This is a genomic window from Brachybacterium aquaticum (genome assembly GCF_014204755.1).
GTDB lineage: Bacteria > Actinomycetota > Actinomycetes > Actinomycetales > Dermabacteraceae > Brachybacterium > Brachybacterium aquaticum.
In genome coordinates this window covers 2117075-2140296 of sequence record NZ_JACHLZ010000001.1, presented here as the reverse complement: position 1 = coordinate 2140296, position 23222 = coordinate 2117075, and the positions used below count along the sequence as shown (strand labels likewise).

Below are 23222 nucleotides of genomic sequence, written 5' to 3'. Positions count from 1 at the left end.
CGTGGGCACTGCACGCTCCGTGAGCGCCGCCCGTTCTGCGAGCCCTGCCCGCTCCGTGCGCGCTGCCGTCCCCACCCTCGACCTCGAGCGCGAGCTCGCCCTGCAGCGAGGCCCCGGCCGACAGGTCGTGGTCGGCATCGACGAGGTGGGCCGCGGCGCACTCGCCGGCCCCGTCGCCGTCGGTGCCGTGGCGCTCGAGTTCCACGACGGCGAGGTCACACCGCTCCCGGACGGGGTGCGCGACTCCAAGAAGCTCACCGCCCGCCGCCGCGAGGCGCTCGTCGAGCCCATCCGTCACGCCGTCCTCGCCGGCGCCGTCGGCTGGGCCGAGCCCGCCGAGATCGACGAGATCGGGATCATGGGCGCCCTCACCCGCGCCGCGCTGCGCGCCCTGGAGGCGCTGGACGTCGACCTCGACGTGATCCTCCTGGACGGCGACGTGGACGTGCTCTCCTCGGCACTCGCCGCCGCGGACCGGCCCGCGCCGCTCGTGCACCTGCGCGTGGCCGCGGACCGCGACTGCGCGAGCGTCTCCGCCGCCAGCATCCTCGCCAAGGTCGCCCGCGACCAGCGCATGGTGGAGCTGGACGCCGAGGCGCCCGACTACGCCTGGGCCTCGAACAAGGGGTACGGCTCCGCCGCCCACCGCCAGGCCATCGACCGGCTCGGCCCGAGCGACCACCACCGCCGCAGCTGGCGACTCGGCTCCGCCCCCGCCGCGCCCGCAGCACCCGTCCCGACCGTCGCGCCCGTCGCGCCGGTCACCCGGTCCGAGTCCAGCCCCGCTGGCGTACTGTGGGACGGTCCCTGGAGCCCGCAGCAGGAGGAGGAGCGCCGATGAGCAGTCAGGACCTCGAGAACTACGAGTCCGACCTCGAGCTGCAGCTGTTCCGCGAGTACCGCGACGTGGTCAGCCTGTTCACCTACGTGGTCGAGACCGAGCGCCGCTTCTACCTCGCCAACCAGGTCGACCTGCAGGTCCGCTCCGGCGGCGGCGAGGTGTTCTACGAGCTGCGCCTGGCGGACGTGTGGGTGTGGGACATCTACCGCTCCAACCGCTTCGTGCGCTCCGTGCGCGTGGTGACGTTCAAGGACGTCAACATCGAGGAGCTGAACAAGCAGGACCTGTCCCTGCCCTGACGCGCAGCGACCGTTCCTCCACAGACCCCCTCCGTCCCCAGGATCGAGGGGGTCGTTCCGTCGAGGTGCGCGCCCGGCGAGGCTGTCCGGCATGGAACGCCTCGCCCCCGCCGCAGAGCACACACCGCCCGACCCGTCGCCGTCCGATGCTGAGCCGCCTCGCGCTGTGCGATCACCGGGCGTGCCCGGCCCCGCCGCCGACCGGCCGGTCGAGGGACCGCACGCCCCGCCGCCCGCCCGCAGCGTCCGCTCCATGTCCACCCTGGAGCTCGGACGCGCGGGGGAGGACCTCGCCGCCGCGCACCTGACCGCCTGCGGCTGGCAGATCGTCGAGCGGAACCTGCGCCTGCGCCAGGGCGAGCTGGACATCGTCGCCCTCGCCCACACCACGCTCGTGTTCGTGGAGGTGAAGACCCGCCGCTCCTTCGTCACCGGCGTCCCGCAGGCCGCGGTCACCCCGGACAAGCTGCGCCGGCTGCGGCGACTGGCGGGGGAGTACCTCATGGAGCGGGCGACCCCGCACCGCGACGTGCGCATCGACGTGGTCGCCGTACACGCTCACCTCGATGGGACCTTCTCCCTCGAGCACCTCGAGGCGGTGTCCTGATGGGACACGCGCGCACCGTCTCCGTCTCCCTCACGGGCCTCGAGGGCACCGTCGTCGAGGTCGAGGCCGACGTCTCCGCAGGGCTCCCCGCCTTCTCCGTGGTGGGGCTGCCGGACTCCTCGACCCTCCAGGCCCGCGAACGGGTGCGCGCCGCCGCCGCTCGCAGCGGGGCGCGGCTCGCCGCCCGGCGCATCACCGTGAACATGACCCCGGCCTGGCAGCCCAAGCACGGCTCCGGCTTTGACCTCGCCATCGCGATGGCGGTGCTGGACGCGCAGGGCGAGCTGCTCGTCCACGTCCCGCCGGACACCGTGCTGCTGGGCGAGCTCGGACTGGACGGGCAGGTCCGTCCCGTCCCCGGCGTGCTCGCGGCGCTGCTGGCCGCCAAGGCGCGCGGCCTCACCCGCGCGGTGGTGCCCGAGGAGAACCTCGCTGAGGCGAGACTGCTGGACGGCATCGAGGTGGACGGCGTCCCCGACCTCACCACGCTCCTGCACCGCTACGGCGCCGACGTCCCCCCGTCCCCGGTGCGCATCCGGGTGCCGCTCATCCCCGCGGAGCCGGCCGCACCGCTTCGGCCGGTGGGCGACTTCGCCGATGTGCTCGGCCAGGCCCGCGCCCGGCGCGCTGCCGAGGTCGCGGCGGCCGGTGGGCATCATCTGATGCTCATCGGGCCGCCCGGCGCCGGCAAGACGATGATCGCGTCGCGCCTGCCGGGGATCCTGCCGCCGATGGACACCGGCCAGGCCCTCACGGTCGCCTCCATCCGCTCCCTCACCGGCACCTTCGACCCCGAGGAGGGGCTGGGACTGGTCCCGCCGTTCGAGAGCCCCCACCACACCTCCACCACCGCCGCCGTGGTCGGCGGCGGCAGCGGCCTCGCCCGCCCCGGCGCGATCTCCCGCGCCCACGGAGGGGTGCTCTTCCTCGACGAGGCTCCCGAGTTCCCCGCCCAGGTGCTCGACGCCCTGCGCGAACCGCTCGAGAGCGGGGACATCACCCTGCACCGCTCCCGCGGAGTGACCCGCTACCCCGCCCGCTTCCAGCTCGTGCTCGCCGCGAACCCCTGCCCCTGCGGGAAGGGCTACGGCAAGGGCATGGACTGCACCTGCACACCCCTGCAGCGCCGCCGCTACCTCGCGCGCCTGTCCGGGCCGGTGCTGGACCGGCTCGACATCCGGCTCGAGATGGGACCGGTGGACCTGCGCCGCAGCGGCGCCGACCAGACCGAGAGCTCCGCACAGATCGCCGCCCGGGTCCTCGCCGCCCGCGCCCGCCAGCGCGAGCGATACAGGAAGGAGCCGTGGAGCACCAACGCGCAGCTGCCCGAGAGCGCGCTGCGCGGACCGTACGCCCCAGCCCCGGAGCACATGACTCTGCTCCGGGTCGCGATGGAGAACGGGAAGCTGACCATGCGCGGACGCGACCGGGTGGTGCGCCTGTCCTGGACCATCGCCGACCTCGACGGTGCCGACCGCCCCACGAGGCAGCACCTCGACGAGGCCGCCTCCCTGCGGATGGGAGAAGTGCGATGAGCGCGACCGAGCACCCCGACACCCCCGCGACCCCGGAGACGACCGACGCCGAGCGCCGGGCCCGCGTCACCTGGTCCCACATCGCCGAACCCTCCGACGCCGTCGCCCTGCTCGCCTGCGCCGTGCTCGGCCCGACCTCCGCCCTCGAGCTCGCCCGCGAGGGCAGCCCCGCCGACCTCACCGCAGCCCTGCAGGGCCAGGTCCCCAGCCACGCCTCCGACCCCGAGACCGGCACCCCGCCCGCCCGCGCCGCCCGCGCGCTCGAACGATGGCAGGGCCGGCTGCGCACCCTCGAGATCGACCGGGTCCTCGAGGACGCGCAGCGCCGACACGTGCGGATCCTCGTCCCGGACGATCCCGAATGGCCCGAGCATCTCTCGGACCTGCAGGGCACCGCCCCGCACTGCCTCTGGGTGCAGGGCGCGGGCCGACTGGACGCGCTCACCGGGCCCCGCACCGTCGCCCTGGTCGGGTCCCGCGCCTCCACCCCCTACGGCGAGGACGCGGCGACGACCCTCGGCGCCGCCTTCGCCGCGAGCGGCGGCACCGTCGTCTCCGGCGGCGCCTACGGCATCGACGCCGCCGCCCACCGCGGCGCACTCGCGGCCGACGGGGGTGCGACCCTCGCCGTGCTCGCCGGCGGCCTCGACCGCCTCTACCCGCGCGGGAACACCCAGCTGCTGGAACGGATCCGCGCCGAGCACGTCCTGGTCAGCGAGGCTCCGATCGGCACCGCCCCCACGAGGTGGCGGTTCCTGGCCCGCAACCGGCTCATCGCCGCCCTGTCCCGCGTGGTGGTGGTCGTCGAGGCGGCCTGGCGCTCGGGGGCGCTGTCCACCGCACGGCTGGCCGACGACCTCTCCCGACCGGTCGGCGCGGTGCCCGGACCGATCACCTCCGCCGCGAGCGCGGGCTGCCACCGACTGGTCCGCGAGCGCGGCGCCGTGCTCATCACCGATCCTGACGACCTGCTGGACCTGCTGCCCGGAGGACCTGCCGCGGGGGAGGGGTCCTTCGCCCTGCAGGACGAGCTGGACCTGCTCACCCCCGCCGACCATCGGGTACTGGACGCGGTCCCGCCCCGCTCCAGCATCGTCGAGGACCGTCTCGCCGCCGAGATCGGGTTCACCGCCCGGGAGGTGTCCGCAGCACTCGGCCGGCTGGAGCTGCTGGGACTGCTCGAACGCACCGGCGACCTCGTACGACGCGCCCGCCCCCGCCCCTGAACCGGGGCCCGGCGGGAGGGATGGGCGAGAATCACCCCATGAGCACGACGCGGAGCAGGAGCGACGACGCGGCCGACGGCACGCCCGTCGGCGCGTCGAAGGATGCGTGTGAGTCCCGGGCCTCGGACGCCGTCGTCGACGCCTTCTGCGAGCACCTCCTGCTGGAGCGCGGACGCTCCGATCACACCGTGCGCGCCTACCGCCGCGAGGCCCTCGATCTTTTGTCCCACCTCGCGGAGGTCGAGCGGATCGACCTTCCCGAGCTCGACGTCGCCGCGCTGCGCTCCTGGCTCGCCGCCCGTGCCGAGACCGGCGCGAGCGCCAGCACCCTCGCCCGCTCCGCGACCGCCGCCCGCACCTTCACCAGCTGGCTCGCCGCCACCGGCCGAATCCCGCACGACGTCGGTGGGCGCCTGCGCGCCCCCCGCCGCGGCCGCCACCTGCCCACCGTCCTCACCGGCGACCAGGCCGGCGCCCTGCTCGACGGGGCCGGGGGCGAGGACGAGCCGAGTCCTGAGGGCGGGCCGGGTCCGGAGCCCGCGGCCGACGACCCGCTCGCCCGCGCCGTCCAGCTCCGCGACGCCGCCGTGCTCGAACTGCTCTACTCCTCCGGCCTGCGCGTGTCCGAGCTCGTGGCCCTGGACCGCAGCGGCATCGACCACGCCGAGCGCACCGTGCGGGTCCGCGGCAAGGGGGACAAGGAGCGCATCGTCCCCGTCGGCATCCCCGCCCTCGAGGCGATCGAGCGCTGGGAGGAGCAGGGGCGCCCCGCGCTCGCCGAGGCGGGACGCACCGGCCGCGGCAGTGCGGGCGGTGCGTCGCCCGCGGGCGATGCCCTGTTCCTCGGGGTGCGCGGAGGCCGCCTCGGCGACCGTGCCGTGCGCACGCTGGTGGACCGTCACGCCGCGAGCGCCGGGATCTCCCGCCACATCACCCCGCACACCCTGCGCCACAGCGCCGCGACCCATCTCGTCGAGGGCGGTGCGGACCTGCGCAGCGTCCAGGACTTCCTCGGCCACTCCTCCCTCGCCACCACGCAGATCTACACCCACGTCAGCGCCGAGCGCCTGCGGAAGACTGTCGAGCAGGCCCACCCCCGAGCCTGAGCCCGTCACATCTCAGGCAGCGCTCGCCCCGCGAGGCCCGAGCACCGCAGGGCCCACCCCCGCCCAGGGCAGCAGCACGCTCGGCCCGCGCGCCCCGAGCAGCAGCATCGGGTCGAGGTACTCCGCGCCGCGCCGCGCGCCCAGGTGCAGGCACCCCGTGCCCGGGCAGTGCGAGCGCTCCGCACCCTCCATCACCCCGAGCAGCTGCCCCGTCGTGACTGCGTCCCCGGCCGCCACCTGCCCGGTCACCGGCTCGAAGGTGGAGATCAGCCCGTCGGCGTGCATTACCGAGACCACCCCGCGCCCGGCGAGCTGCCCGCTGAACCGCACCACCCCGCCCTCCACCGCGCGCACCGGCGTGCCCGCCGCTGCGGCCACGTCGATCCCGCGATGTCCCGGCCCGTACCGGTGCGCGGGCGCCTCGAAGCCCGCCACCACCCGGTGCGGAGGCGGCAGTGGCCACTGCCAGCGCGCCCCCGCGGCGGTCGCGCCCCCGTCGGCCGTGCCCCCGTCGGCCGTTCCCTCGCCCCAGGCCGGACCGGGCGCGCCCGCGAGGAGCGCGACTCCGAGCAACAGTGCGACCAGGAGCCGCGCCGCGGCGACGCGGTGCGACCGGGACGACCGGGACGAGGGCGACGGCGGGGGAGTGCTCGAGGATGGGACCATGGACCGATCCTCATCGCCGCCCGTCGCCCGCGCAGGCCGCGACGGGCCGCGGTGGAGAACTCGACGCTGTGGAGGAGAGGTCGGCGGATCGGCCCGAGAACGACCCCGCGACACCCGCCCCGCGTGACGCACGACGCGCGCGGGGAGGTGGCGGCGTCGGATAGACTCGCCTCAGCATCCGGTCCGTCCGGATGACTTCGCGTGCCCACCAGGGCCCGTCGGCCATCGGTCCTTCGCCGGTCCCGCTGCTGCGGGGAAGGTGCTGGGCGGCCGGCGACCCGGGCACCAGGCCCCGCACCATCCGGTGGCGGGGGATCAACCGAGAAAGCAGGTCCTGCGCGAGGACCGCGGACGCCCTACCGGGCGCGCCGCGCGAGCCCAGGACCACAGAAACAGAGGACACCATCATGGCAGTCGTCACCATGCGCCAGCTCCTGGAGAGCGGCGTCCACTTCGGTCACCAGACCCGTCGTTGGAACCCGAAGGTCCGTCGCTTCATCTTCACCGAGCGCAACGGCATCTACATCGTCGACCTCATGCAGACCCTGTCGTACATCGACAAGGCCTACGACTTCGTCAAGCAGACCGTCGCCCACGGCGGCACCATCCTGTTCGTCGGCACCAAGAAGCAGGCGCAGGAGTCCGTGCAGGAGCAGGCCACCCGCGTGGGCATGCCCTACGTGAACCAGCGCTGGCTGGGCGGCATGCTCACCAACCTGCAGACCGTCTCCGCGCGCGTGAACCGCCTCAAGGAGCTCGAGCAGATCGACTTCGACGATGTGGCCTCCTCCGGCCGCACCAAGAAGGAGCTGCTGATGATGCGCCGCGAGAAGGACAAGCTCGAGAAGACCCTCGGCGGCATCCGCGACATGGCCAAGGCCCCCTCCGCCCTGTGGGTCGTGGACACCAACAAGGAGCACCTCGCCGTCGACGAGGCCCAGAAGCTGAACATCCCGGTCGTCGCGATCCTGGACACCAACTGCGATCCCGACGAGATCACCTACCCGATCCCGGGCAACGACGACGCGATCCGCTCCGTCACCCTCCTCACCCGCGTGGTCGCCGACGCCGTGGCCGCCGGTCTGCAGGAGCGCCACGCCAAGTCCACCGGCGGCGAGAAGAACGTCTCCGCCGTGGACGCCGAGCCGCTGGCCGAGTGGGAGCAGGAGCTGCTGAAGCAGTCCGAGGTCCAGTCGCAGGACGCCCCCGCCGAGGAGTCCGTGGCCGCCGCCGAGGAGAAGCCCGCCGAGGAGACCCCCGCCGCGGAGTCCACCGAGGAGAGCACCTCCGAGGAGACCTCCACCGAGGCCCCCGCCGCCGAGTGACCCACCGGGCCCGGGACCGACCAGATCGATCCCGGGCCCTTCCACGGGCAGGCCCTCGGGCCTGCCGCCACCTCCCGAAGCAGCTCCCACAAGGAAGAGGAACATGGCCAACTACACGGCAGCAGACATCAAGGAGATCCGCGAGTCCACCGGCGCGGGCATGCTCGACGTCAAGAAGGCGCTCGACGAGGCCGACGGCGACAAGGCGAAGGCCGTGGAGATCATCCGCGTCAAGGGTCTGAAGGGCATCGCCAAGCGCGAGGGCCGCACCGCCTCCGAGGGCCTCATCGCCGTCGACATCCGCGACACCGAGGGCGGCCAGACCGGCACCCTGGTCGAGATCAACTCCGAGACCGACTTCGTGGCCAAGAACGAGAAGTTCGTGGCCCTGGGCGACGAGGCCGTGGCCGCCGCCGTCGAGTCCGGCGCCACCGAGCCGGCCGAGCTCGCCGACACCCCCTTCGGCGAGGCGCTCACCAACGCCGGCGCCACCATGGGCGAGAAGATCGAGGTGCGCCGCATCGGCCGCGTCTCCGGCGAGGTCGTCACCGACTACATGCACCGCACCAACAAGGACCTGCCCCCGCAGGTCGGCGTGCTCGTCGCCACCGACAAGGCCGGCGCCGAGGTCGCGCGCGACATCGCGATGCACATCGCTGCGTTCACCCCCTCCTACCTCTCCCGCGACGAGGTCCCCGCCGACGTGGTGGAGAACGAGCGCCGCATCGCCCAGGAGACCGCGGAGAACGAGGGCAAGCCCGAGAAGGCGATCCCCAAGATCGTCGAGGGGCGCCTCACCGGCTTCTACAAGGAGAACGTCCTGCTCGACCAGGCGTTCGCCAAGGACACCAAGAAGTCGGTCGGCCAGGTCGTGGAGGAGGTCGGCGGCACCGTCACCGGCTTCGTCCGCTTCCGCGTCGGCTCCTGACGCCCCCGGGGCGCTCCCGTCGGCCGGCCCTCGCGCCGCCGACCTGACGCCCCCCCGGCCACGTGAGCGTGGCCACCGCCCCGCGGCCCCGCACCATCGGTGCGGGGCCGCGCCGGTATCATCGCCGAGGACCCCGCGCGGAAGGACCCCCATGACCCAGACGTTCACGTCCCCCATCCCCGTTCTCCCCAAGAGGCAGGACGGACGTCGCGTCCTCCTGAAGCTCTCGGGCGAGGCCTTCGGCGGCGGCGCCGTGGGCGTCGACCCCGATGTCGTCTCCCGCATCGCCGGCGAGATCGCCGAGGGCGTCGCCCAGGGGATCCAGTGCGCGATCGTCGTCGGCGGCGGCAACTTCTTCCGCGGCGCGGAGCTGTCCCAGCGCGGCATGGACCGCCGCCGCGCCGACTACATGGGCATGCTCGGCACCGTCATGAACTGCCTGGCCCTCCAGGACTTCCTCGAGCAGCGCGGCGTCTCCACCCGCGTGCAGACCGCGATCGAGATGGGCCAGGTCGCCGAGCCGTACATCCCCCTGCGCGCCGTGCGCCACCTCGAGAAGGGCCGCGTGGTCATCTTCGGCGCCGGCGCAGGCATGCCCTACTTCTCCACCGACACGGTCGCCGTGCAGCGCGCCCTCGAGATCGGCTGCGAGGAGGTGCTCATGGCGAAGAACGGTGTGGACGGCGTGTACGACTCCGACCCCCGCAAGAACCCCGACGCCAAGAAGCTCGAGCACGTCTCCTACGGGGAGGCGCTCCAGAAGGGCCTCAAGGTCGTCGACTCCACCGCCTTCAGCCTGTGCATGGACAACGCGCAGCAGATGATGGTGTTCGGGCTCGACCAGGAGGGCAACATCACCCGCGCCATGCGCGGCGAGCGGATCGGCACCGTCGTCACCAAGTGACCCCCTCCCGCCCGTCGGCGCGCCGCAGCGCCCGGCCGTGCGGGACAATGGACCAGAACACACACCGAGAACCGAGGAGCACCCCCGTGAGCGACGACACCGCGAGCATCCTGAAGGACGCCCAGGCCAAGATGTCCAAGACCGTCGAGGTCACCAAGGACGAGTTCACCGCGATCCGCACCGGTCGGGCGAACGCCGCGATGTTCCAGGGCATCATGGTCGAGTACTACGGCGCCCCCACCCCGCTGAACCAGCTGGCCTCCCTCCAGTTCCCCGAGGCCCGCACCGTGCTGGTCACGCCCTACGACAAGTCCGCGACCTCGGCCGTCGAGACCGCGCTGCGCGAGTCGGACCTGGGCGTGAACCCCACCAACAACGGCGACAACCTGCGCGTGGTCCTGCCCGCCCTCACCGAGGAGCGCCGCAAGGAGTACGTCAAGCTCGCCCGTAACAAGGCCGAGGACGGCCGTGTCGCGGTGCGCGGCTCGCGCGGCAACGCCAAGAAGGCCATCGAGAAGCTGGTCAAGGACAAGGAGATCGGCGAGGACGAGGGCACCCGCGCCGAGAAGGAGCTCGAGGCCGTCACCAAGAAGTTCATCGAGCAGGTCGACGAGGCGCTGGCCGCCAAGGAGACCGAGCTCGAGACCATCTGAGCCGGGACCGGGAACGGACCGTCGTGCGCACCCCCAGCAGCCCGCTGTGACCGCCTCCCCGTCGGACCCCACCGCGACGACCGCCTCGCCCACCGGCGAGGCGGTCGCTCCCGTGCCCGGCCCGGACGGCGCGGTCACCACGGCCGACGGCACCACCACGGCCGACGGCACCACCACGGCCGACGGCACCGCCGCGCCCGGTGGCACCGCCGCAGGCGACACCGCCCACGCGAAGCGCCGCGGCCCCGGTCGGAACCTGCCCGCCGCGATCGCGGTGGGCGCCGGCCTCGGGGCCGTGCTGCTGATCTCGGTGTTCGTCATCCCGCAGCTGTTCCCCGTCATGGTGGCGGCGGCGATGGTGCTCGCTGTGCTCGAGCTGACGAGGGCCCTGTCCCACGGCGGACTGCGAGTCCCGCCCGTCCCGCTGCTGGTGGGCGTGATCGGGATGGTCGTCTCCACCGTCGTGTTCGGCGCGGAGGGGCTGCTGGTGTCCACTGCCGCCGCGGTGTGCGTGCTGATCCTGTGGCGCGTCAGCGAGTCGATGGGCCTGACCGCCCTGCGGGACGTCGCCGGGGGCGTGTTCTCCCTGGCCTGGGTGCCGTTCCTGGGCTGCTTCCTGCTGCTGCTGTTCCAGCGCGAGCAGGGCGAGATGCTGGTGCTCCTGGCCGTGCTCGGCCCCGTCGGCAACGACATCGGCGGCTACATCGCCGGCGTCCTGTTCGGCAAGCACCCCATGGCCCCGAGCATCAGCCCCAAGAAGAGCTGGGAGGGCTTCGTCGGCTCCCTCCTGCTCGGCACCGCCGCGGTCGTCGCCGTCGTCGTCCTCGCCCTGGACATGACCTGGTGGGTCGGCGTCGTGATCGGTGTGGTCCTCGTGGTCGTCTCCACCTGCGGCGACCTCTCCGAATCCCTGCTCAAGCGCGACCTGGGCATCAAGGACATGGGGCACCTGCTGCCCGGCCACGGGGGCGTGCTGGACCGGGTCGACTCGATCCTCCTGGCCGCCCCCACCACCTACGTCATGCTGGAGGTCCTGCTGCCATGAACGACACCGCAGACCGCGCCGAGAGCGCGCCCGCACCCCGTACGAACCTGCCCGACCTCTCCCGTGAGGCGGTCCCCGGCCAGAAGGTCGCCCTGGCGCCCGGCCAGCTGCAGCTGCGCCCCACCCGGCGCGGCAAGCCGCCGGCGCACCTGGCGGACCTCAGCATGGACGAGCGCATCGCGGCGGTCGAGGAGATGGGCCTGCCCGGCTTCCGCGCCAAGCAGCTGTCGGTGCACTACTTCGGGCACTTCACCACCGACCCCGAGGACCTCACGGACCTGCCCAAGGACCGCCGCCAGGAGCTCGTGGACCGGTTCTTCCCGCCGCTGCTGAGCGTGGTCTCCCGCCAGAGCGCGGACCACGGCGCCACCCAGAAGTTCCTGTGGAAGCTGTTCGACGGCTCCATGGTCGAGTCGGTGCTGATGCGCTACAGCGACCGCGTCACCCTGTGCATCTCCTCCGAGGCCGGCTGCGGCATGAACTGCCCCTTCTGCGCCACCGGCCAGATGGGCCTGACCCGCAACCTCTCGACCGCCGAGATCCTCGAGCAGGTCCGCATCGCCAACCGCATGCTCTCCCGCGGCGAGCTGCCCGGCGGCACCGGCCGCGTCTCCAACATCGTGTTCATGGGGATGGGGGAGCCGCTGGCGAACTACCGCCCCGTCGCCACCGTGTGCAAGCGCCTGAACGCGCCCGCACCGGAGGGCTTCGGGATGGGCGCCCGCCACATCACCGTCTCCACCGTGGGCCTCGCCCCCGCCGTGCGGAAGCTGACCCGCGAGAACATCCCGGTCACCCTCGCCGTGTCCCTCCACGCCCCGGACGACGCGCTGCGCAACGAGCTGGTCCCGATCAACACCCGCTTCGACGTCGACGAGATCCTCGACGCGGCGTACGAGTACTTCGAGACCACCGGCCGACGGGTCAGCATCGAGTATGCCCTGATCCGCGACATCAACGATCAGCAGCACCGCGCCCAGCTGCTCGCCGACCGGCTGATCGCCAAGGGCGGCGCGCACTGGGTGCACGTCAACCCCATCCCGCTGAACCCCGTCAAGGGCTCGAAGTGGACCGCCTCGGATCCGCTGGTGGAGAAGCGGTTCGTGGAGACCCTGCGCGACAACGGCATCTCCGCCACCATCCGCGACACCCGCGGCTCCGACATCGACGGCGCCTGCGGTCAGCTCGCCGCAGAGGTGATCGAGTCCGACGCGCACCGCGCCGACCGCGAGTCCCGCGTGGCGCGCGTCGAGGCGATCGCCGGGGCCGCACCCGCCGGGGCGGGGGCAGGGGAATGACTCGCGAGCCCGCGCGCGTCGTCGTCACCGGCTTCGGTCGCGAGGGGTACACCGCCTCCGAGGTCGACGACTTCCTCGACCGGATCCAGCGGGAGCTCGCCTCCGGGCAGCCCACGCTGACCGAGAGCGACGTCCTGAACCAGCGCTTCACCCCCGTCCGCTTCGGGCAGGCCTACGACATGGACCAGGTGGACCACTACCTGGACAGCATCGTGGGCCCCGCTCTGAAGGCTGCGGCGCAGCAGAGCCCGTCGGCCGGGCAGGACGTCCCGTCGGCCGGGCCGCAGGGCCCGTCGGGAGGGCAGAATGTCCCCTCGGCCGACGGGGGAGCGGGCGGGCCCGCCCCGACCCGCCCCTCGCACCCGACCCCCAGCCCCGAGCCGCCCTCCCGCACGGGCGGCGCCCATCCCGCCGAGCAGCGCCCCGGATTCCTGCAGCGCCTGTTCGGCTCCCGCTGATCTTCCGCTGACCTCCCGGTCCCGCTGAGCGCGGCGGGAGCGTGAGATGACCGACGGGCGCGGCCTGCGCGGTCACCGCCCTCGCCCCCGCTACAGTGGGACCGCGACCCCACCGAGGAAGGACCACCAGGTGAGCACATCGTTCGAGCGTGTCTCGCGCTTCAGCGTCGGCTATGACATGCGCGAGGTCGACGAGTTCCTCTCCCGCGCCCGCAAGGCGTACGAGGGGCGCGACCCGTCCTTCGACGGCGGCGACATCACGGCCGCGAGCTTCGGCACCGAGCGCGGCGGCTACGACATGCGCGTGGTCGACGAGGCGCTGGACCGCCTCTCCGACGCGTTCGCGCTGCAGGCCCGCGACGACGCGATCGCCGCGAACGGCGAGGAGGCGTGGATCCAGCAGCTCACCGAGCGTGCCGAGGTCCTCAAGGAGCGCCTCGAGCGCCCCGCCGGCGACCGCTTCGCCCCGGCCGCCCAGGGCGAGCCGGCCTACGACAAGAACGACGTCGACGCGCTGTGCGACCAGCTCGTCGCCTACTTCACCGGCGACCACAAGATGAGCGTGGACGACGTGCGCCGCGCCGCCTTCGGCCGCCGCCGCGGCCCGGACGGCTACCGCGAGGCCGTGGTCGACGTCTACCTCGATCATGTCGCGGACGTGATGGCCTCCGTGCCGTGATCGGCACCCCCGGACGCCGGCTGGTCCTGCTGGGATCCACCGGCTCCATCGGTACGCAGGCCCTGGACGTCCTCACCCGCTACCCCGAGGTCGCGCAGCTGCACGGCCTCGCCGTCGGCGGTTCCCGCCCCGAGCTGGTCGCCGAGCAGGTCGCCGCTCACCGCCCCGCGCACCTGGTCGTCTCCGACCCGGACCGTGCCGAGGCCGTGGAGAGCGCGGTCGGCGCCGCCTCCCGGGACGCCGGGATCGCCGGCCCGCGGATCGCCGCGGGCGCCGACGCGGTCGCAGAGCTTGCCGGCTCCCTCGGCGGCGGCGACGTGGTCCTCAACGCCATCACCGGCTCCGTCGGCCTGCTGCCCACCCTCGCGGCACTCGCCTCCGGTGCGCGCCTGGCACTGGCGAACAAGGAGTCCCTGGTCGTCGGCGGGCACCTGGTCATCGACGCCGCCGCGCCCGGGCAGATGCTGCCGGTGGACTCCGAGCACACCGCGATCGCGCAGGCCCTCGCCGGGGTGCGCCACGACCAGATCGACCACCTCGTGGTCACGGCGTCCGGCGGCCCCTTCCGCGGCCGCACCCGCGACGAGCTCGCAGCCGTCACCCCCGACCAGGCCCTCGCCCATCCCACCTGGTCGATGGGCCGAGTCATCACCACGAACTCCGCGACCCTGGTCAACAAGGCGCTCGAGGTCATCGAGGCCTGCTTCCAGTTCGACCTGCCCGAGGACCGGGTGCAGGTGGTCGTCCACCCCCAGTCGATCGTGCACTCCATGGTCACCCTCGTGGACGGCTCCACCCTCGCCCAGGCGAGCCCCCCGGACATGCGCCACGCCATCGGCTGGGCCCTCGCCCACCCCGAGAAGCTGCCCGGCCTCGCCGCGGCGCTGGACTTCTCCCGCACCCAGGAGTGGACCTTCGAGCCGGTGGACGAGGAGACCTTCCCCGCGATCGGGCTCGCCCGCGCCGCGCACCGCGAGGGCGGCGGCGCGATGGCCGTGCTCAACGCCGCCAACGAGGAGGCGGTGGACGCCTTCTTCGAGGGCCGCGTCTCCTTCCTCGGCATCACCGACCTGATCCGCGACGTGCTCGCCGACCCGTCCCGCCCCCGCGCCGAGAAGGCCGCCGGGGTCGACGGGCTCCTCGCCGTCGAGGCGTGGGCCCGCACCGCCGCCCGGGCACGCCTCACCGGCCCCGCCGGCGACGCGCGCGAGCGCCCGCACCGCCAGGAGGACTGAGCGTGCTGCTCTTCGCGCTCGGGGTGCTGATCATCGCCGCGGGCCTCGCCGTCTCCATCGCCCTGCACGAGGTCGGCCACCTGGTCCCCGCCAAGCTGTTCGGCGTCCGCGTCACCCAGTACATGATCGGCTTCGGCCCCACCGTCCTCTCCCGCACCCGCGGCGAGACCGAGTACGGACTGAAGGCGATCCCGCTCGGCGGCTACATCCGCATGATCGGCATGTACCCGCCGCACAAGGGCGAGCCCGAGGGCACCATCCGCGAGGACTCCACGGGGCTGATCCAGCAGATGACCTCGATGAGCGAGGACGCGAAGGCGTACGAGTCCGCCCAGTACGGCCCCGAGGACGCCCACCGCACCTTCGTGGCGCTCTCCGTGCCGAAGAAGCTCGTGGTCATGCTCGGCGGCCCCACCATGAACCTGCTCATCTCGGTGCTGCTGATGGTGGTGCTGGTCAGCGGCATCGGCCTGCCCTCGGTGACCCCGACCGTGCAGAGCGTCTCGCAGTGCGTGGTCCCCGCGGATGCCCCGGCGGACGTCTCCTGCGAGGGCCGCCCCGAGGCGCCCGCGAAGGCGGCGGGGATCCTCCCCGGGGACGTGCTGCGCGAGATCGACGGGCACGAGATCACCCGCTGGTCCGACGTCACCACCGCCGTGCGCGCGGCCGAGGACCGCACCGTCGAGGTGGTCGTCGAGCGCGACGGCGAGCTGCTCCCGCTCGAGGCGACCATGGTGGTCGACGCCCGCCCGGTCCTCGACGCGGACGGCCAGGCCGTCCTCGACGCCGACGGGAACTACGTCACCGAGCAGGTCGGGTTCCTCGGCGTCGCCGGCACCCCGGCCCTCGTGCGTCAGTCCCCGGCGCAGGTGCCCGAGCTCGCCTGGGACGCCTTCACCCGCACCGGCCAGATCGTCGTGACCCTCCCGGTGCGGCTGTACGAGGTGGCGCAGGCCGCCTTCGGCTCCGCCGAGCGCGACCCGAACGGGCCGCTCGGGGTCGTGGGCGTCTCCCGCCTCGCGGGCGAGGTCGCCGCGGCCGACGAGCCCGGCTTCGCGCTGCGCGAGAAGGTCGGGACGATGATCTCGATGCTCGCCTCGCTGAACATGGCCCTGTTCGTGTTCAACCTCGTGCCGCTGCTGCCGCTGGACGGCGGGCACGTCGCCGGGGCTCTGCTCGAGGGGATCCGGCGGATGATCGCCCGCCTGCGCGGCCGCCCCGACCCCGGCCCGGTGGACATGTCGCGGATGCTGCCTCTCACCAACGCGGTCGCGATCGTCTTCCTCCTCATGACGCTGCTGCTGCTCTACGCCGACATCGTCAAGCCCATCACGCTGTTCCCCTGACCCGGCGTTCCCCTGACCCCGCCCGGGACCGGTCAGAGGGCGCGTCGGCCTGTGCGACGGGCCACCGGGACCGTGCAGGAGCGGTGGAGGTGTCGCACCTCGCCCCACAGCGCACCGGTCGCGGGCCCATAATGGGACGGTGACTTCCGTGAGCCTCGGCATCCCCTCCGTCAAGACGCCTCCGCCGGTCCTCGCCCCCCGGCGCAAGACCCGCAAGGTGAAGCTCGGCGACCTGTACGTGGGCGGCGACGCGCCGATCACCGTGCAGTCCATGACCACCACGCCGACGCACGACATCAACGCGACCCTCCAGCAGATCGCGGAGCTGACCGCTGCCGGCTGCGACATCGTGCGCGTGGCCTGCCCCCGCCAGGAGGATGCGGACGCGCTCGTCGCGATCGCCGCGAAGTCCCCGATCCCCGTGATCGCCGACATCCACTTCCAGCCCAAGTACGTCTTCGCCGCGATCGAGGCGGGCTGCGCGGGCGTCCGCGTGAACCCGGGCAACATCCGCCGCTTCGACGACCAGGTCAAGGACATCGCCAAGGCCGCGAAGGACCACGGCACCGCGCTGCGCATCGGCGTGAACGCCGGCTCCATCGACCAGCGCATGATGAAGGGCGACCGCGTCACCCCCGAGGCGCTGGTCGCCTCCGCCAAGTGGGAGGCGTCCCTCTTCGAGGAGCACGACTTCCACGACTTCGGCATCTCCGTGAAGCACAACGACCCGGTGATCATGGTCGAGGCCTACCGCCAGCTCGCGGCGGAGGGCGACTGGCCCCTGCACCTCGGTGTCACCGAGGCCGGCCCCGCCTTCCAGGGCACCATCAAGTCCTCGGTCGCCTTCGGCATCCTTCTCGGCGAGGGCATCGGCGACACCATCCGCGTGTCCCTCTCCGCCCCGCCCGTGGAGGAGGTCAAGGTCGGCAACCAGATCCTGCAGTCCCTGAACCTCAAGCCCCGCAAGCTCGACATCGTCTCCTGCCCCTCCTGCGGCCGCGCCCAGGTGGACGTCTACACCCTGGCCGACGAGGTCACCGAGGGGCTCAAGCACCTCGAGGTGCCGCTGCGCGTGGCCGTGATGGGCTGCGTCGTCAACGGCCCCGGCGAGGCGCGCGAGGCGGACCTCGGCGTCGCCTCCGGCAACGGCAAGGGCCAGATCTTCGTCAAGGGCGAGGTCATCAAGACCGTTCCCGAGGCGGAGATCGTCGAGACCCTGCTGGCCGAGGCGAACCGCATCGCCGCGGAGATGGGCGAGGACACGGCGCCGTCGGGCACCCCCTCCGTCTCCGTGAGCTGAGGCGCGTGTTCCGGCGCGGCGGGCGGGTCCGCCCCGTGCGGCCCGGCTCCGTCCAGGCCGCCCTCGACCTCGCCCTGACCGACCCCGTCACCAATGCCCTGGGTGGTGCCCGGCTGCGGGAGCTGTCCCGCTCCGCCGCCGTCACCCAGGAGTTCTCCCTGTCCGGGGAGGACACCTCCGCCGAGGGGCTGCTCTGGCACGGCGTGAATCTCGCGCCCATGTCCGCGACCCCGAAGGCGCTGGACGAGTTCGGTGCCCACATGGCCTCCCGGCCCCGGCGCGCCAGCTCCGTGGTGGGGGAGCGGGGTGCGGTCGAGCGGATGTGGGAGACGCTCTCGGGATCCTGGGGGTCCGACGTGCGCGAGTACCGCTGGAGCCAGCCGCTGCTGCTCGCCCGAGGGGAGGCCGCGATGCCGCAGCTGCGCCCCGTGGGCCTGCGCCCGGCACTGCCGGAGGAGGCCGATGCGGTGTTCCCCGCGGCGGTGTCGATGTTCCGTGAGGAGGTCGGGGTCGACCCGCTGCTCGGCGACGGCGGCCGCTCCTACCGCGCCCGCGTGGGCGAGCTGATCCGCCGCCGCCGCACCTACATGGTGATCGAGCGCGGCGAGGTGCTGTTCAAGGCCGACGTCGGCGCGGTCTTCGGCCCCGTCGCCCAGATCCACGGCGTGTGGGTGCGCCCCGACCGGCGCGGCCACGGCCTCGGCCGCGGAGGGATGGCCGAGCTGGTGGAGCAGGTGCGCCGCGACCACGCCCCGCAGGTCTCCCTCTACGTCAACGACTTCAACGCCCCGGCCCGTCGCGCCTACGCCGCCTCCGGCTTCGACCAGGTCGGCGAGTTCACCACGATCCTGTTCTGAGCCCGGCAGCTCCGATCCCGGCGAAGAGCAGTCCCGTGCTCAGCCGGGCCGGTGCGCGGTGAGCACGAACTGCAGCGGCAGCCGGTCGGGATCCTCCCGCAGCCGGTACCGACCGTCCTCCTCGCGGACCATGAGCTCGGGCCAGGGGCGCCACGCCGAGTAGGGCGTCTCCTCGAAGGAGTCCAGCACCAGCCCCGCCTCGAGCAGGGCGGTGAGGATCTCGCCGATCGAGTGGTTCCACTCGTGCATGACCGTGTGGGTCATCCGCGGGGCGTCCGCCGGGGCGTCGACGTAGCTGCCCTCCTCGTCCCAGGTCATCGGCTGCTCGCGCTGGAAGTAGGGCTGCTCGATCCGCAGCCCCGTCGAGACGTCCTCGCCGATCGCCATGAACATCGGGTGGTCGTCGCGCAGCAGCAGACGCCCGCCCGGCCGTAGCAGCGAGGCGACGACCCGCGCCCACGCAGCGACGTCCGGCAGCCAGCACAGCACCCCGATCGTGGAGTAGACCAGGTCGAACTCGCCCTGGACCGCCTCGCGCGCGTCGTACACGTTCGCCTCGACGTACTCGATCGACGTCCCGGCCCGCGCGGCGAGGGACCGGGCGCGCTCCAGGGACGCGGGGGAGAGGTCCAGGCCCACCACGCGGCGCGGCCCGAGCCGGGCGAGGCTCAGCGTGTCCGTGCCCAGATGGCACTGCAGGTGGATCACGTCGAGGCCGGTGAGGTTGCCGAGCCGGTCGAGGTCCTGCGCGACCTCCGGGCTGATCCTCGCCGGGTCCTCGAGCAGCTCGGGGATCCCGTACCCGGAGACCTCGTGCAGCGCCGCACGGTCGTCCCAGTTCGCTCGGTTGTCCTCGAACCAGCGCTGTGCGCTCGGATCAGCCGACGGGGAAGCGGGCGTGGTGCTGGTCATGCGTCGCAACGTACGGGAGCGTGCGCGCATCGGTCCAGGCGATTCGGCCTGTCGCCGCGCCGGGCGGGGTAGGTTCGGGGGATGAGCGACGACGCCGCCGCCCCCGCCCGCCTGTTCCTCCTCGTCGGCCCACCGGCCGTCGGGAAGCTGAGCCTCGCCCGCGAGCTCGAGCGCCGCATCGGCGCGATCGTGGTGGACAACCACCTGGTCAGCAACCCCGTCTTCATCCCCATGGGGCTGAACTCCGGGGAGGACGTGGACTTCTCCGCCACCGACGACCTGCGGCGTCGCGTGTGGGACATCGTGCTCGAGGCCGCGGCCGCCGCGCCTCGCTCCCTCTCCCACGTGATGACCAGCTGGCTGACGGACGACGAGAGGGCCGAGGTGCACGTCCAGCGCCTGCGCTCCCTCGCCCACACCCGCGGGGCGACGTTCGTGCCGGTGTGGCTGCGGGCCGGCGAGGAGACGCTCCTCGCCCGGGTGGATGCGCCGGGCCGGGCCGAGCGCGGCAAGCTCACCGACGCTTCGCTCCTCCAGCAGATCCTCGCCGTACCCACGCTGCCCGCGCCCGAGGACGCGATCGAGCTGGACCTCACCCATCTCACCCCCGAGCAGGCCGCCGAGCAGGTCCTCGCCGCGTCCTCCTGACCGGTCCGGCCTGAGCCGGCGCTGCCCGGTCATACAGGCCCGTTCGCACAGCCCCGTTCGCCCCTGCCGGGTCCGCTCGCCCTCAGCGAGCGACGCGCGCCAGCCAGTCCACGGCCAGCAGCACGTTCGCGGCGGTCCACGCCAGGGGTGCCACCTCCGCGGGACGCCCGTCGAAGAGCACCTTCTCGGGCAGCGACCCGTCGGCCGTGCGATGCGCGGCGAGCCATCCGAGCGCGTCGGTCGCCTCGGCAGTGTGCCCGGCGCGGGCGAGGCCGAGGGCGAGCAGGCTCATCGACGGGGTCCAGCTGACGCCGTCCTGCTTCCACGACTCGCCGGGTGCGATCCCTCCGGCGGGCCGGGCGAGCCTCTCGCGCAGGGACAGCAGGACGTGCTCGGGGATCACCCGGCGCACCCCGGTCGCGTCCAGCATCGCCGCCGCCGAATCGGCGCCGCCGCGGCGCGGGTAGCGCTGGAAGTCGTGGTCCGCGAAGTTCCGCTCGAGCGTCGCGGTGAACACCTCGCTCGCCGTGAGGTCCTCCTCCGTGCCGGTGAGCGCGTGCCCGGCGCGCAGCCCGGCGAGGGTCGCGGCCATGGTCCCGAGGGTGACCGAGCGCTCGCGCCGCTCCCAGTAGTCGGGGGAGACCGGCGGGCGCCGCTCGCCGTCGCGCGTCCGCTCCTTCAGCGTCGTCAGCGAGGTGTCGATCAGGCGGGCGAGGCGCCTTCGCACCTCGTCCCGGTCGACCCCCGGGGCGTCTGCGACCTCGCGCACCGCCCACAGTGCGAACCCGGTGCCGTCGAACTGGCGGGGGCGGCCATCAGGCACCTCGCGCGTGCCGGGGAGGTACCGGGCCTCGAACCAGCCGTCCTCGCGCTGGAGGTCCTGGAGATGGGAGAGGACCTCGAGCGCGCGCTCCGGCAGACCCACCCGGGCGAGGGCCGCGGCACAGAAGGCGGCATCGCGCGGCCAGACGTACCGCCAGGTCCGGCTCCATCCCGCGACCGGGGCGGGCAGCCCGTCGGAGAGCACCCACAGGTCCTGCAGCGCGGTGCCGGCGAGATCGGCGAGCGGCGCGTCGAGACGGGAGGCGACGCGCTCGCGCCACGGGGCGACGGCCTCGTCGAAGGCCTCGGCACGGGCGTGGATCGGGGAGTCCGCGGCGAGGTCGGCGGCGCGGCGGGTGCCGGTCAGCAGGGTGAGGTCGGCGCCCTCCCCGCCCACGAGCGTGCGCTCGCCGGAGGGGTCGTAGGCGACGGTCCGCGAGCGCAGGGAGATCTCGGCCCGCCCGCCCGCCTCGGCGGTGCGCCGGCGCTGGTCCTGCACCAGCATCGCCGTGCCCGCACCGCCCGCGGCCAGCAGCAGCCCGGAGGCGGCGAGCACGCGGCGACGGCTCGGACGCGGGGCCGAGGCCTCCCGCGTCCCCCGGTCCTGCGGCGCATCGGACTGCATCTGCCCAGCGTAATCCGGTCGGCCCGTCGGCCGCGCGACCAGTACGATGGCCCCGCATGCGCCGACGTCGGCGCCGCCCCCGCATCCGTGAAAGGCCTGCCCCATGATCCGTCTGTCCTCGTCGTTCGTCCGCACGCTGCGGGAGGATCCGGCCGACGCCGAGGTCGCGAGCCACAAGCTGCTGGTGCGCGCCGGGTACATCCGGCGCAGCGCCGCCGGGGTGTACACCTGGCTGCCGCTGGGGCTGAAGGTGCTGCGCAAGGTCGAGCAGATCGTGCGCGAGGAGCAGGACGCGATCGGCGCGCAGGAGATGCTGTTCTCCGCGCTGCAGCCGAAGGAGCCCTACGACGCGACCGGCCGCTGGACCGAGTACGGCCCCACCATGTTCCGCCTCAAGGACCGCCGCGAGGACGACTATCTCCTGGCCCCCACCCATGAGGAGATGTTCACCCTCGCCGTGAAGGACCTGTACTCCTCGTACAAGGACCTGCCCGCGATGCTGTACCAGATCCAGACGAAGTTCCGCGACGAGGCCCGTCCCCGCGCCGGCCTGCTGCGCACCCGCGAGTTCGTCATGAAGGACGCCTACTCCTTCGACGTCGACGACGCGGGCCTGGACGTCTCCTACGACAAGCAGCGCGTCGCCTACCAGCGCACCTTCGAGCGCCTCGGCCTGCCCACCGTGATCTGCCAGGCCGACGCCGGCGCCATGGGCGGCTCCCGCTCCGAGGAGTTCCTCCACCCCACCCCCGTCGGCGAGGACACCTTCGTCGTCTCCGACGGCGGCTACGCCGCGAACGTCGAGGCCGTCACCACCGTCGCCCCGCCCGCGCTGGACGAGGCCGCGATCGCGGCGCTGCCCGCGATGCACGTCGAGGACACCCCCGGCGCCTCCACCATCGCGAAGCTCACCGACTTCTCCAACGAGGCGTTCCCCGGCAGGGGCCCGATCGCCGAGAGCGGCGAGTGGACCCGGTACGAGATGCTCAAGCACCTCGTCTACCTCCTCACCCACCCCGACGGCACCACCGAGCCGCTGGTGATCGCGCTGCCCGGCGACCGCGAGGTCGACGCCAAGCGCCTCGAGGCCGCGGTCGCGCCCGCCGTCGCCGCCCCCTTCTCCGACGCGGACTTCGCCCGCACCCCGGTGCTGAAGAAGGGATACATCGGCCCGATCGGCCTGGGTCTGGAGTCCGAGTCCCAGATCCGCTACCTCGTCGACCCGCGCGTGGTGCCCGGCACCGCCTGGGTCGCCGGCGCCGGCGAGAAGGACAAGCACGTCTACGACCTGGTCTACGGGCGCGACTTCACGGCCGACGGCACCATCGAGGCGGCCGAGGTGCGCGATGGCGACCCGGCGCCCGACGGCTCCGGACCGCTGCGCATGACCCGCGGCATGGAGATGGGGCACATCTTCCAGCTCGGTCGCAAGTACGCCGAGGCCCTGGGCCTGAACGTCCTGGACGAGAACGGCAAGACGGCCGTGGTGACCATGGGCTCCTACGGCGTGGGCGTCACCCGTGCGGTCGCCGCGATCGCCGAGCTGAACCACGACGAGAAGGGCCTGGTCTGGCCGCGCGCCCTGGCGCCGGCGGACGTGCACATCATGGCCACCGGCAAGGGCGCCGAGGTCTTCGAGGAGGCCGAGCGGATCGCCGCCGAGCTCGAGGCCCGCGGCCTCGAGGTCCTCTACGACGACCGTCCCAAGGTGTCCCCGGGCGTGAAGTTCAAGGACGCCGAGCTGCTGGGCATGCCCACCTCCGTGGTGGTGGGGCGCAGCCTCGCCGAGGGCAAGGTCGAGATCCGCGACCGCCGCAGCGGCGAGATCCGCGAGGTGTCCCCGGCCGAGGTCGTCGACGCGGTCGTCGCCGAGGTCCGCGAGGGCTGATCCCCGGCGCAGGATCGGC

The 23222-nt window shown here is 73.3% G+C and carries 23 protein-coding genes; 20 read left to right on the top strand and 3 right to left on the bottom strand.

Annotated elements, in window-relative coordinates:
- Positions 1-19 precede the first annotated feature (19 nt).
- The 6 genes from rnhB (at position 20) to HNR70_RS09555 (ending at position 5614) form a co-directional block, all read left to right on the top strand.
- On the top strand, positions 20-841 hold the full coding sequence (gene rnhB / locus HNR70_RS09580; protein WP_312857627.1) for a ribonuclease HII: 822 nt from the start codon (positions 20-22) through the stop codon (positions 839-841).
- Positions 838-1140 (top strand): DUF2469 domain-containing protein, encoded by a 303-nt coding sequence (locus tag HNR70_RS09575; RefSeq protein ID WP_122939854.1) that lies wholly within the window; start codon positions 838-840, stop codon positions 1138-1140. Before rnhB ends, HNR70_RS09575 begins: the two co-directional genes overlap by 4 nt.
- 253 nt (positions 1141-1393) lie before the next feature.
- Entirely contained in the window at positions 1394-1747 is a 354-nt protein-coding gene (locus HNR70_RS09570; RefSeq protein WP_184325455.1) for a YraN family protein, read from the top strand.
- Positions 1747-3282, top strand: coding sequence for a YifB family Mg chelatase-like AAA ATPase (locus tag HNR70_RS09565; RefSeq protein ID WP_184325454.1), 1536 nt, complete (start codon positions 1747-1749; stop codon positions 3280-3282). The genes HNR70_RS09570 and HNR70_RS09565 overlap by 1 nt, the downstream gene beginning before the upstream one ends.
- The gene (gene dprA, locus HNR70_RS09560) at positions 3279-4508 is read left to right on the top strand and encodes a DNA-processing protein DprA (RefSeq protein ID WP_184325453.1); all 1230 of its coding nucleotides are present in this window, start codon (positions 3279-3281) and stop codon (positions 4506-4508) included. Before HNR70_RS09565 ends, dprA begins: the two co-directional genes overlap by 4 nt.
- Before the next feature lie 38 nt (positions 4509-4546).
- The gene (locus HNR70_RS09555) at positions 4547-5614 is read left to right on the top strand and encodes a tyrosine recombinase XerC (RefSeq protein ID WP_184325452.1); all 1068 of its coding nucleotides are present in this window, start codon (positions 4547-4549) and stop codon (positions 5612-5614) included.
- Between the two features lie 12 nt (positions 5615-5626).
- On the opposite strand, the gene HNR70_RS09550 is transcribed toward HNR70_RS09555, so the two are convergent.
- The gene (locus HNR70_RS09550; protein ID WP_184325451.1) at positions 5627-6280 is read right to left on the bottom strand and encodes a murein hydrolase activator EnvC family protein; all 654 of its coding nucleotides are present in this window, start codon (positions 6278-6280) and stop codon (positions 5627-5629) included.
- 407 nt (positions 6281-6687) lie between these two features.
- On the opposite strand from HNR70_RS09550, the gene rpsB reads away from it, so the two are divergent.
- The 12 genes from rpsB (at position 6688) to HNR70_RS09490 (ending at position 18308) form a co-directional block, all read left to right on the top strand.
- A complete protein-coding gene (gene rpsB / locus HNR70_RS09545) occupies positions 6688-7605 on the top strand; it encodes a 30S ribosomal protein S2 (RefSeq protein WP_184325450.1) in 918 nt (305 codons plus the stop codon).
- Positions 7606-7708: 103 nt separating this feature from the next.
- Positions 7709-8533 carry a translation elongation factor Ts gene (gene tsf, locus HNR70_RS09540; RefSeq protein ID WP_184325449.1) on the top strand — a complete coding sequence of 275 codons (825 nt, stop codon included), beginning with the start codon at positions 7709-7711 and terminating at the stop codon, positions 8531-8533.
- Positions 8534-8684: 151 nt separating this feature from the next.
- Positions 8685-9437 carry a UMP kinase gene (gene pyrH / locus HNR70_RS09535; RefSeq protein ID WP_184325448.1) on the top strand — a complete coding sequence of 251 codons (753 nt, stop codon included), beginning with the start codon at positions 8685-8687 and terminating at the stop codon, positions 9435-9437.
- An 86-nt stretch (positions 9438-9523) separates the two neighbouring features.
- Entirely contained in the window at positions 9524-10090 is a 567-nt protein-coding gene (frr, locus tag HNR70_RS09530; RefSeq protein ID WP_184325447.1) for a ribosome recycling factor, read from the top strand.
- A 46-nt stretch (positions 10091-10136) separates the two neighbouring features.
- Complete coding sequence (locus HNR70_RS09525) at positions 10137-11135, top strand: phosphatidate cytidylyltransferase (protein WP_312857626.1); 999 nt, start codon at positions 10137-10139, stop codon at positions 11133-11135.
- Positions 11132-12433: a dual-specificity RNA methyltransferase RlmN gene (gene rlmN, locus HNR70_RS09520; RefSeq protein WP_184325446.1), complete on the top strand. Its 1302-nt coding sequence runs from the start codon at positions 11132-11134 to the stop codon at positions 12431-12433. Before HNR70_RS09525 ends, rlmN begins: the two co-directional genes overlap by 4 nt.
- Positions 12430-12891 (top strand): DivIVA domain-containing protein, encoded by a 462-nt coding sequence (locus HNR70_RS09515; RefSeq protein WP_184325445.1) that lies wholly within the window; start codon positions 12430-12432, stop codon positions 12889-12891. The genes rlmN and HNR70_RS09515 overlap by 4 nt, the downstream gene beginning before the upstream one ends.
- Before the next feature lie 130 nt (positions 12892-13021).
- The gene (locus HNR70_RS09510) at positions 13022-13570 is read left to right on the top strand and encodes a DivIVA domain-containing protein (RefSeq protein WP_184325444.1); all 549 of its coding nucleotides are present in this window, start codon (positions 13022-13024) and stop codon (positions 13568-13570) included.
- Positions 13567-14805, top strand: coding sequence for a 1-deoxy-D-xylulose-5-phosphate reductoisomerase (dxr, locus tag HNR70_RS09505; RefSeq protein ID WP_184325443.1), 1239 nt, complete (start codon positions 13567-13569; stop codon positions 14803-14805). The genes HNR70_RS09510 and dxr overlap by 4 nt, the downstream gene beginning before the upstream one ends.
- Before the next feature lie 2 nt (positions 14806-14807).
- Entirely contained in the window at positions 14808-16151 is a 1344-nt protein-coding gene (locus HNR70_RS09500; RefSeq protein ID WP_376768820.1) for a M50 family metallopeptidase, read from the top strand.
- 139 nt (positions 16152-16290) lie between these two features.
- A complete protein-coding gene (ispG, locus tag HNR70_RS09495; RefSeq protein WP_184325442.1) occupies positions 16291-17451 on the top strand; it encodes a flavodoxin-dependent (E)-4-hydroxy-3-methylbut-2-enyl-diphosphate synthase in 1161 nt (386 codons plus the stop codon).
- Positions 17452-17486: 35 nt separating this feature from the next.
- The gene (locus HNR70_RS09490) at positions 17487-18308 is read left to right on the top strand and encodes a GNAT family N-acetyltransferase (protein WP_312857625.1); all 822 of its coding nucleotides are present in this window, start codon (positions 17487-17489) and stop codon (positions 18306-18308) included.
- A gap of 39 nt (positions 18309-18347) precedes the next feature.
- Here the strand turns inward: HNR70_RS09490 and HNR70_RS09485 are convergent, their stop codons facing one another.
- Positions 18348-19220, bottom strand: a complete 873-nt coding sequence (locus tag HNR70_RS09485) for a class I SAM-dependent methyltransferase (RefSeq protein ID WP_184325440.1) — start codon at positions 19218-19220, stop codon at positions 18348-18350.
- Between the two features lie 81 nt (positions 19221-19301).
- Here HNR70_RS09485 and HNR70_RS09480 point away from each other — a divergent pair, with 81 nt between their 5' ends.
- Entirely contained in the window at positions 19302-19868 is a 567-nt protein-coding gene (locus HNR70_RS09480; RefSeq protein ID WP_184325439.1) for a P-loop nucleotide/nucleoside kinase family protein, read from the top strand.
- A gap of 82 nt (positions 19869-19950) precedes the next feature.
- Here HNR70_RS09480 and HNR70_RS09475 read toward each other — a convergent pair whose 3' ends face one another.
- A complete protein-coding gene (locus HNR70_RS09475; protein WP_184325438.1) occupies positions 19951-21315 on the bottom strand; it encodes a glycoside hydrolase family 15 protein in 1365 nt (454 codons plus the stop codon).
- Positions 21316-21418: 103 nt separating this feature from the next.
- Here HNR70_RS09475 and HNR70_RS09470 point away from each other — a divergent pair, with 103 nt between their 5' ends.
- Positions 21419-23203, top strand: coding sequence for a proline--tRNA ligase (locus tag HNR70_RS09470; protein ID WP_184325437.1), 1785 nt, complete (start codon positions 21419-21421; stop codon positions 23201-23203).
- The last annotated feature ends 19 nt before the right edge of the window (positions 23204-23222 follow it).

Excerpts from the sequence above, each read along its gene's own strand:
- HNR70_RS09575 (WP_122939854.1), top strand. The coding sequence starts at position 838 with ATGAGCAGTCAGGACCTCGAGAACTACGAGTCCGACCTCGAGCTGCAG.
- HNR70_RS09570 (WP_184325455.1), top strand. The coding sequence starts at position 1,394 with ATGTCCACCCTGGAGCTCGGACGCGCGGGGGAGGACCTCGCCGCCGCG.
- HNR70_RS09565 (WP_184325454.1), top strand. The coding sequence starts at position 1,747 with ATGGGACACGCGCGCACCGTCTCCGTCTCCCTCACGGGCCTCGAGGGC.
- dprA (WP_184325453.1), top strand. The coding sequence starts at position 3,279 with ATGAGCGCGACCGAGCACCCCGACACCCCCGCGACCCCGGAGACGACC.
- HNR70_RS09555 (WP_184325452.1), top strand. The coding sequence starts at position 4,547 with ATGAGCACGACGCGGAGCAGGAGCGACGACGCGGCCGACGGCACGCCC.
- HNR70_RS09550 (WP_184325451.1), bottom strand. The coding sequence starts at position 6,280 with ATGGTCCCATCCTCGAGCACTCCCCCGCCGTCGCCCTCGTCCCGGTCG.
- rpsB (WP_184325450.1), top strand. The coding sequence starts at position 6,688 with ATGGCAGTCGTCACCATGCGCCAGCTCCTGGAGAGCGGCGTCCACTTC.
- tsf (WP_184325449.1), top strand. The coding sequence starts at position 7,709 with ATGGCCAACTACACGGCAGCAGACATCAAGGAGATCCGCGAGTCCACC.
- pyrH (WP_184325448.1), top strand. The coding sequence starts at position 8,685 with ATGACCCAGACGTTCACGTCCCCCATCCCCGTTCTCCCCAAGAGGCAG.
- rlmN (WP_184325446.1), top strand. The coding sequence starts at position 11,132 with ATGAACGACACCGCAGACCGCGCCGAGAGCGCGCCCGCACCCCGTACG.
- HNR70_RS09515 (WP_184325445.1), top strand. The coding sequence starts at position 12,430 with ATGACTCGCGAGCCCGCGCGCGTCGTCGTCACCGGCTTCGGTCGCGAG.
- HNR70_RS09485 (WP_184325440.1), bottom strand. The coding sequence starts at position 19,220 with ATGACCAGCACCACGCCCGCTTCCCCGTCGGCTGATCCGAGCGCACAG.
- HNR70_RS09480 (WP_184325439.1), top strand. The coding sequence starts at position 19,302 with ATGAGCGACGACGCCGCCGCCCCCGCCCGCCTGTTCCTCCTCGTCGGC.
- HNR70_RS09475 (WP_184325438.1), bottom strand. The coding sequence starts at position 21,315 with ATGCAGTCCGATGCGCCGCAGGACCGGGGGACGCGGGAGGCCTCGGCC.
- HNR70_RS09470 (WP_184325437.1), top strand. The coding sequence starts at position 21,419 with ATGATCCGTCTGTCCTCGTCGTTCGTCCGCACGCTGCGGGAGGATCCG.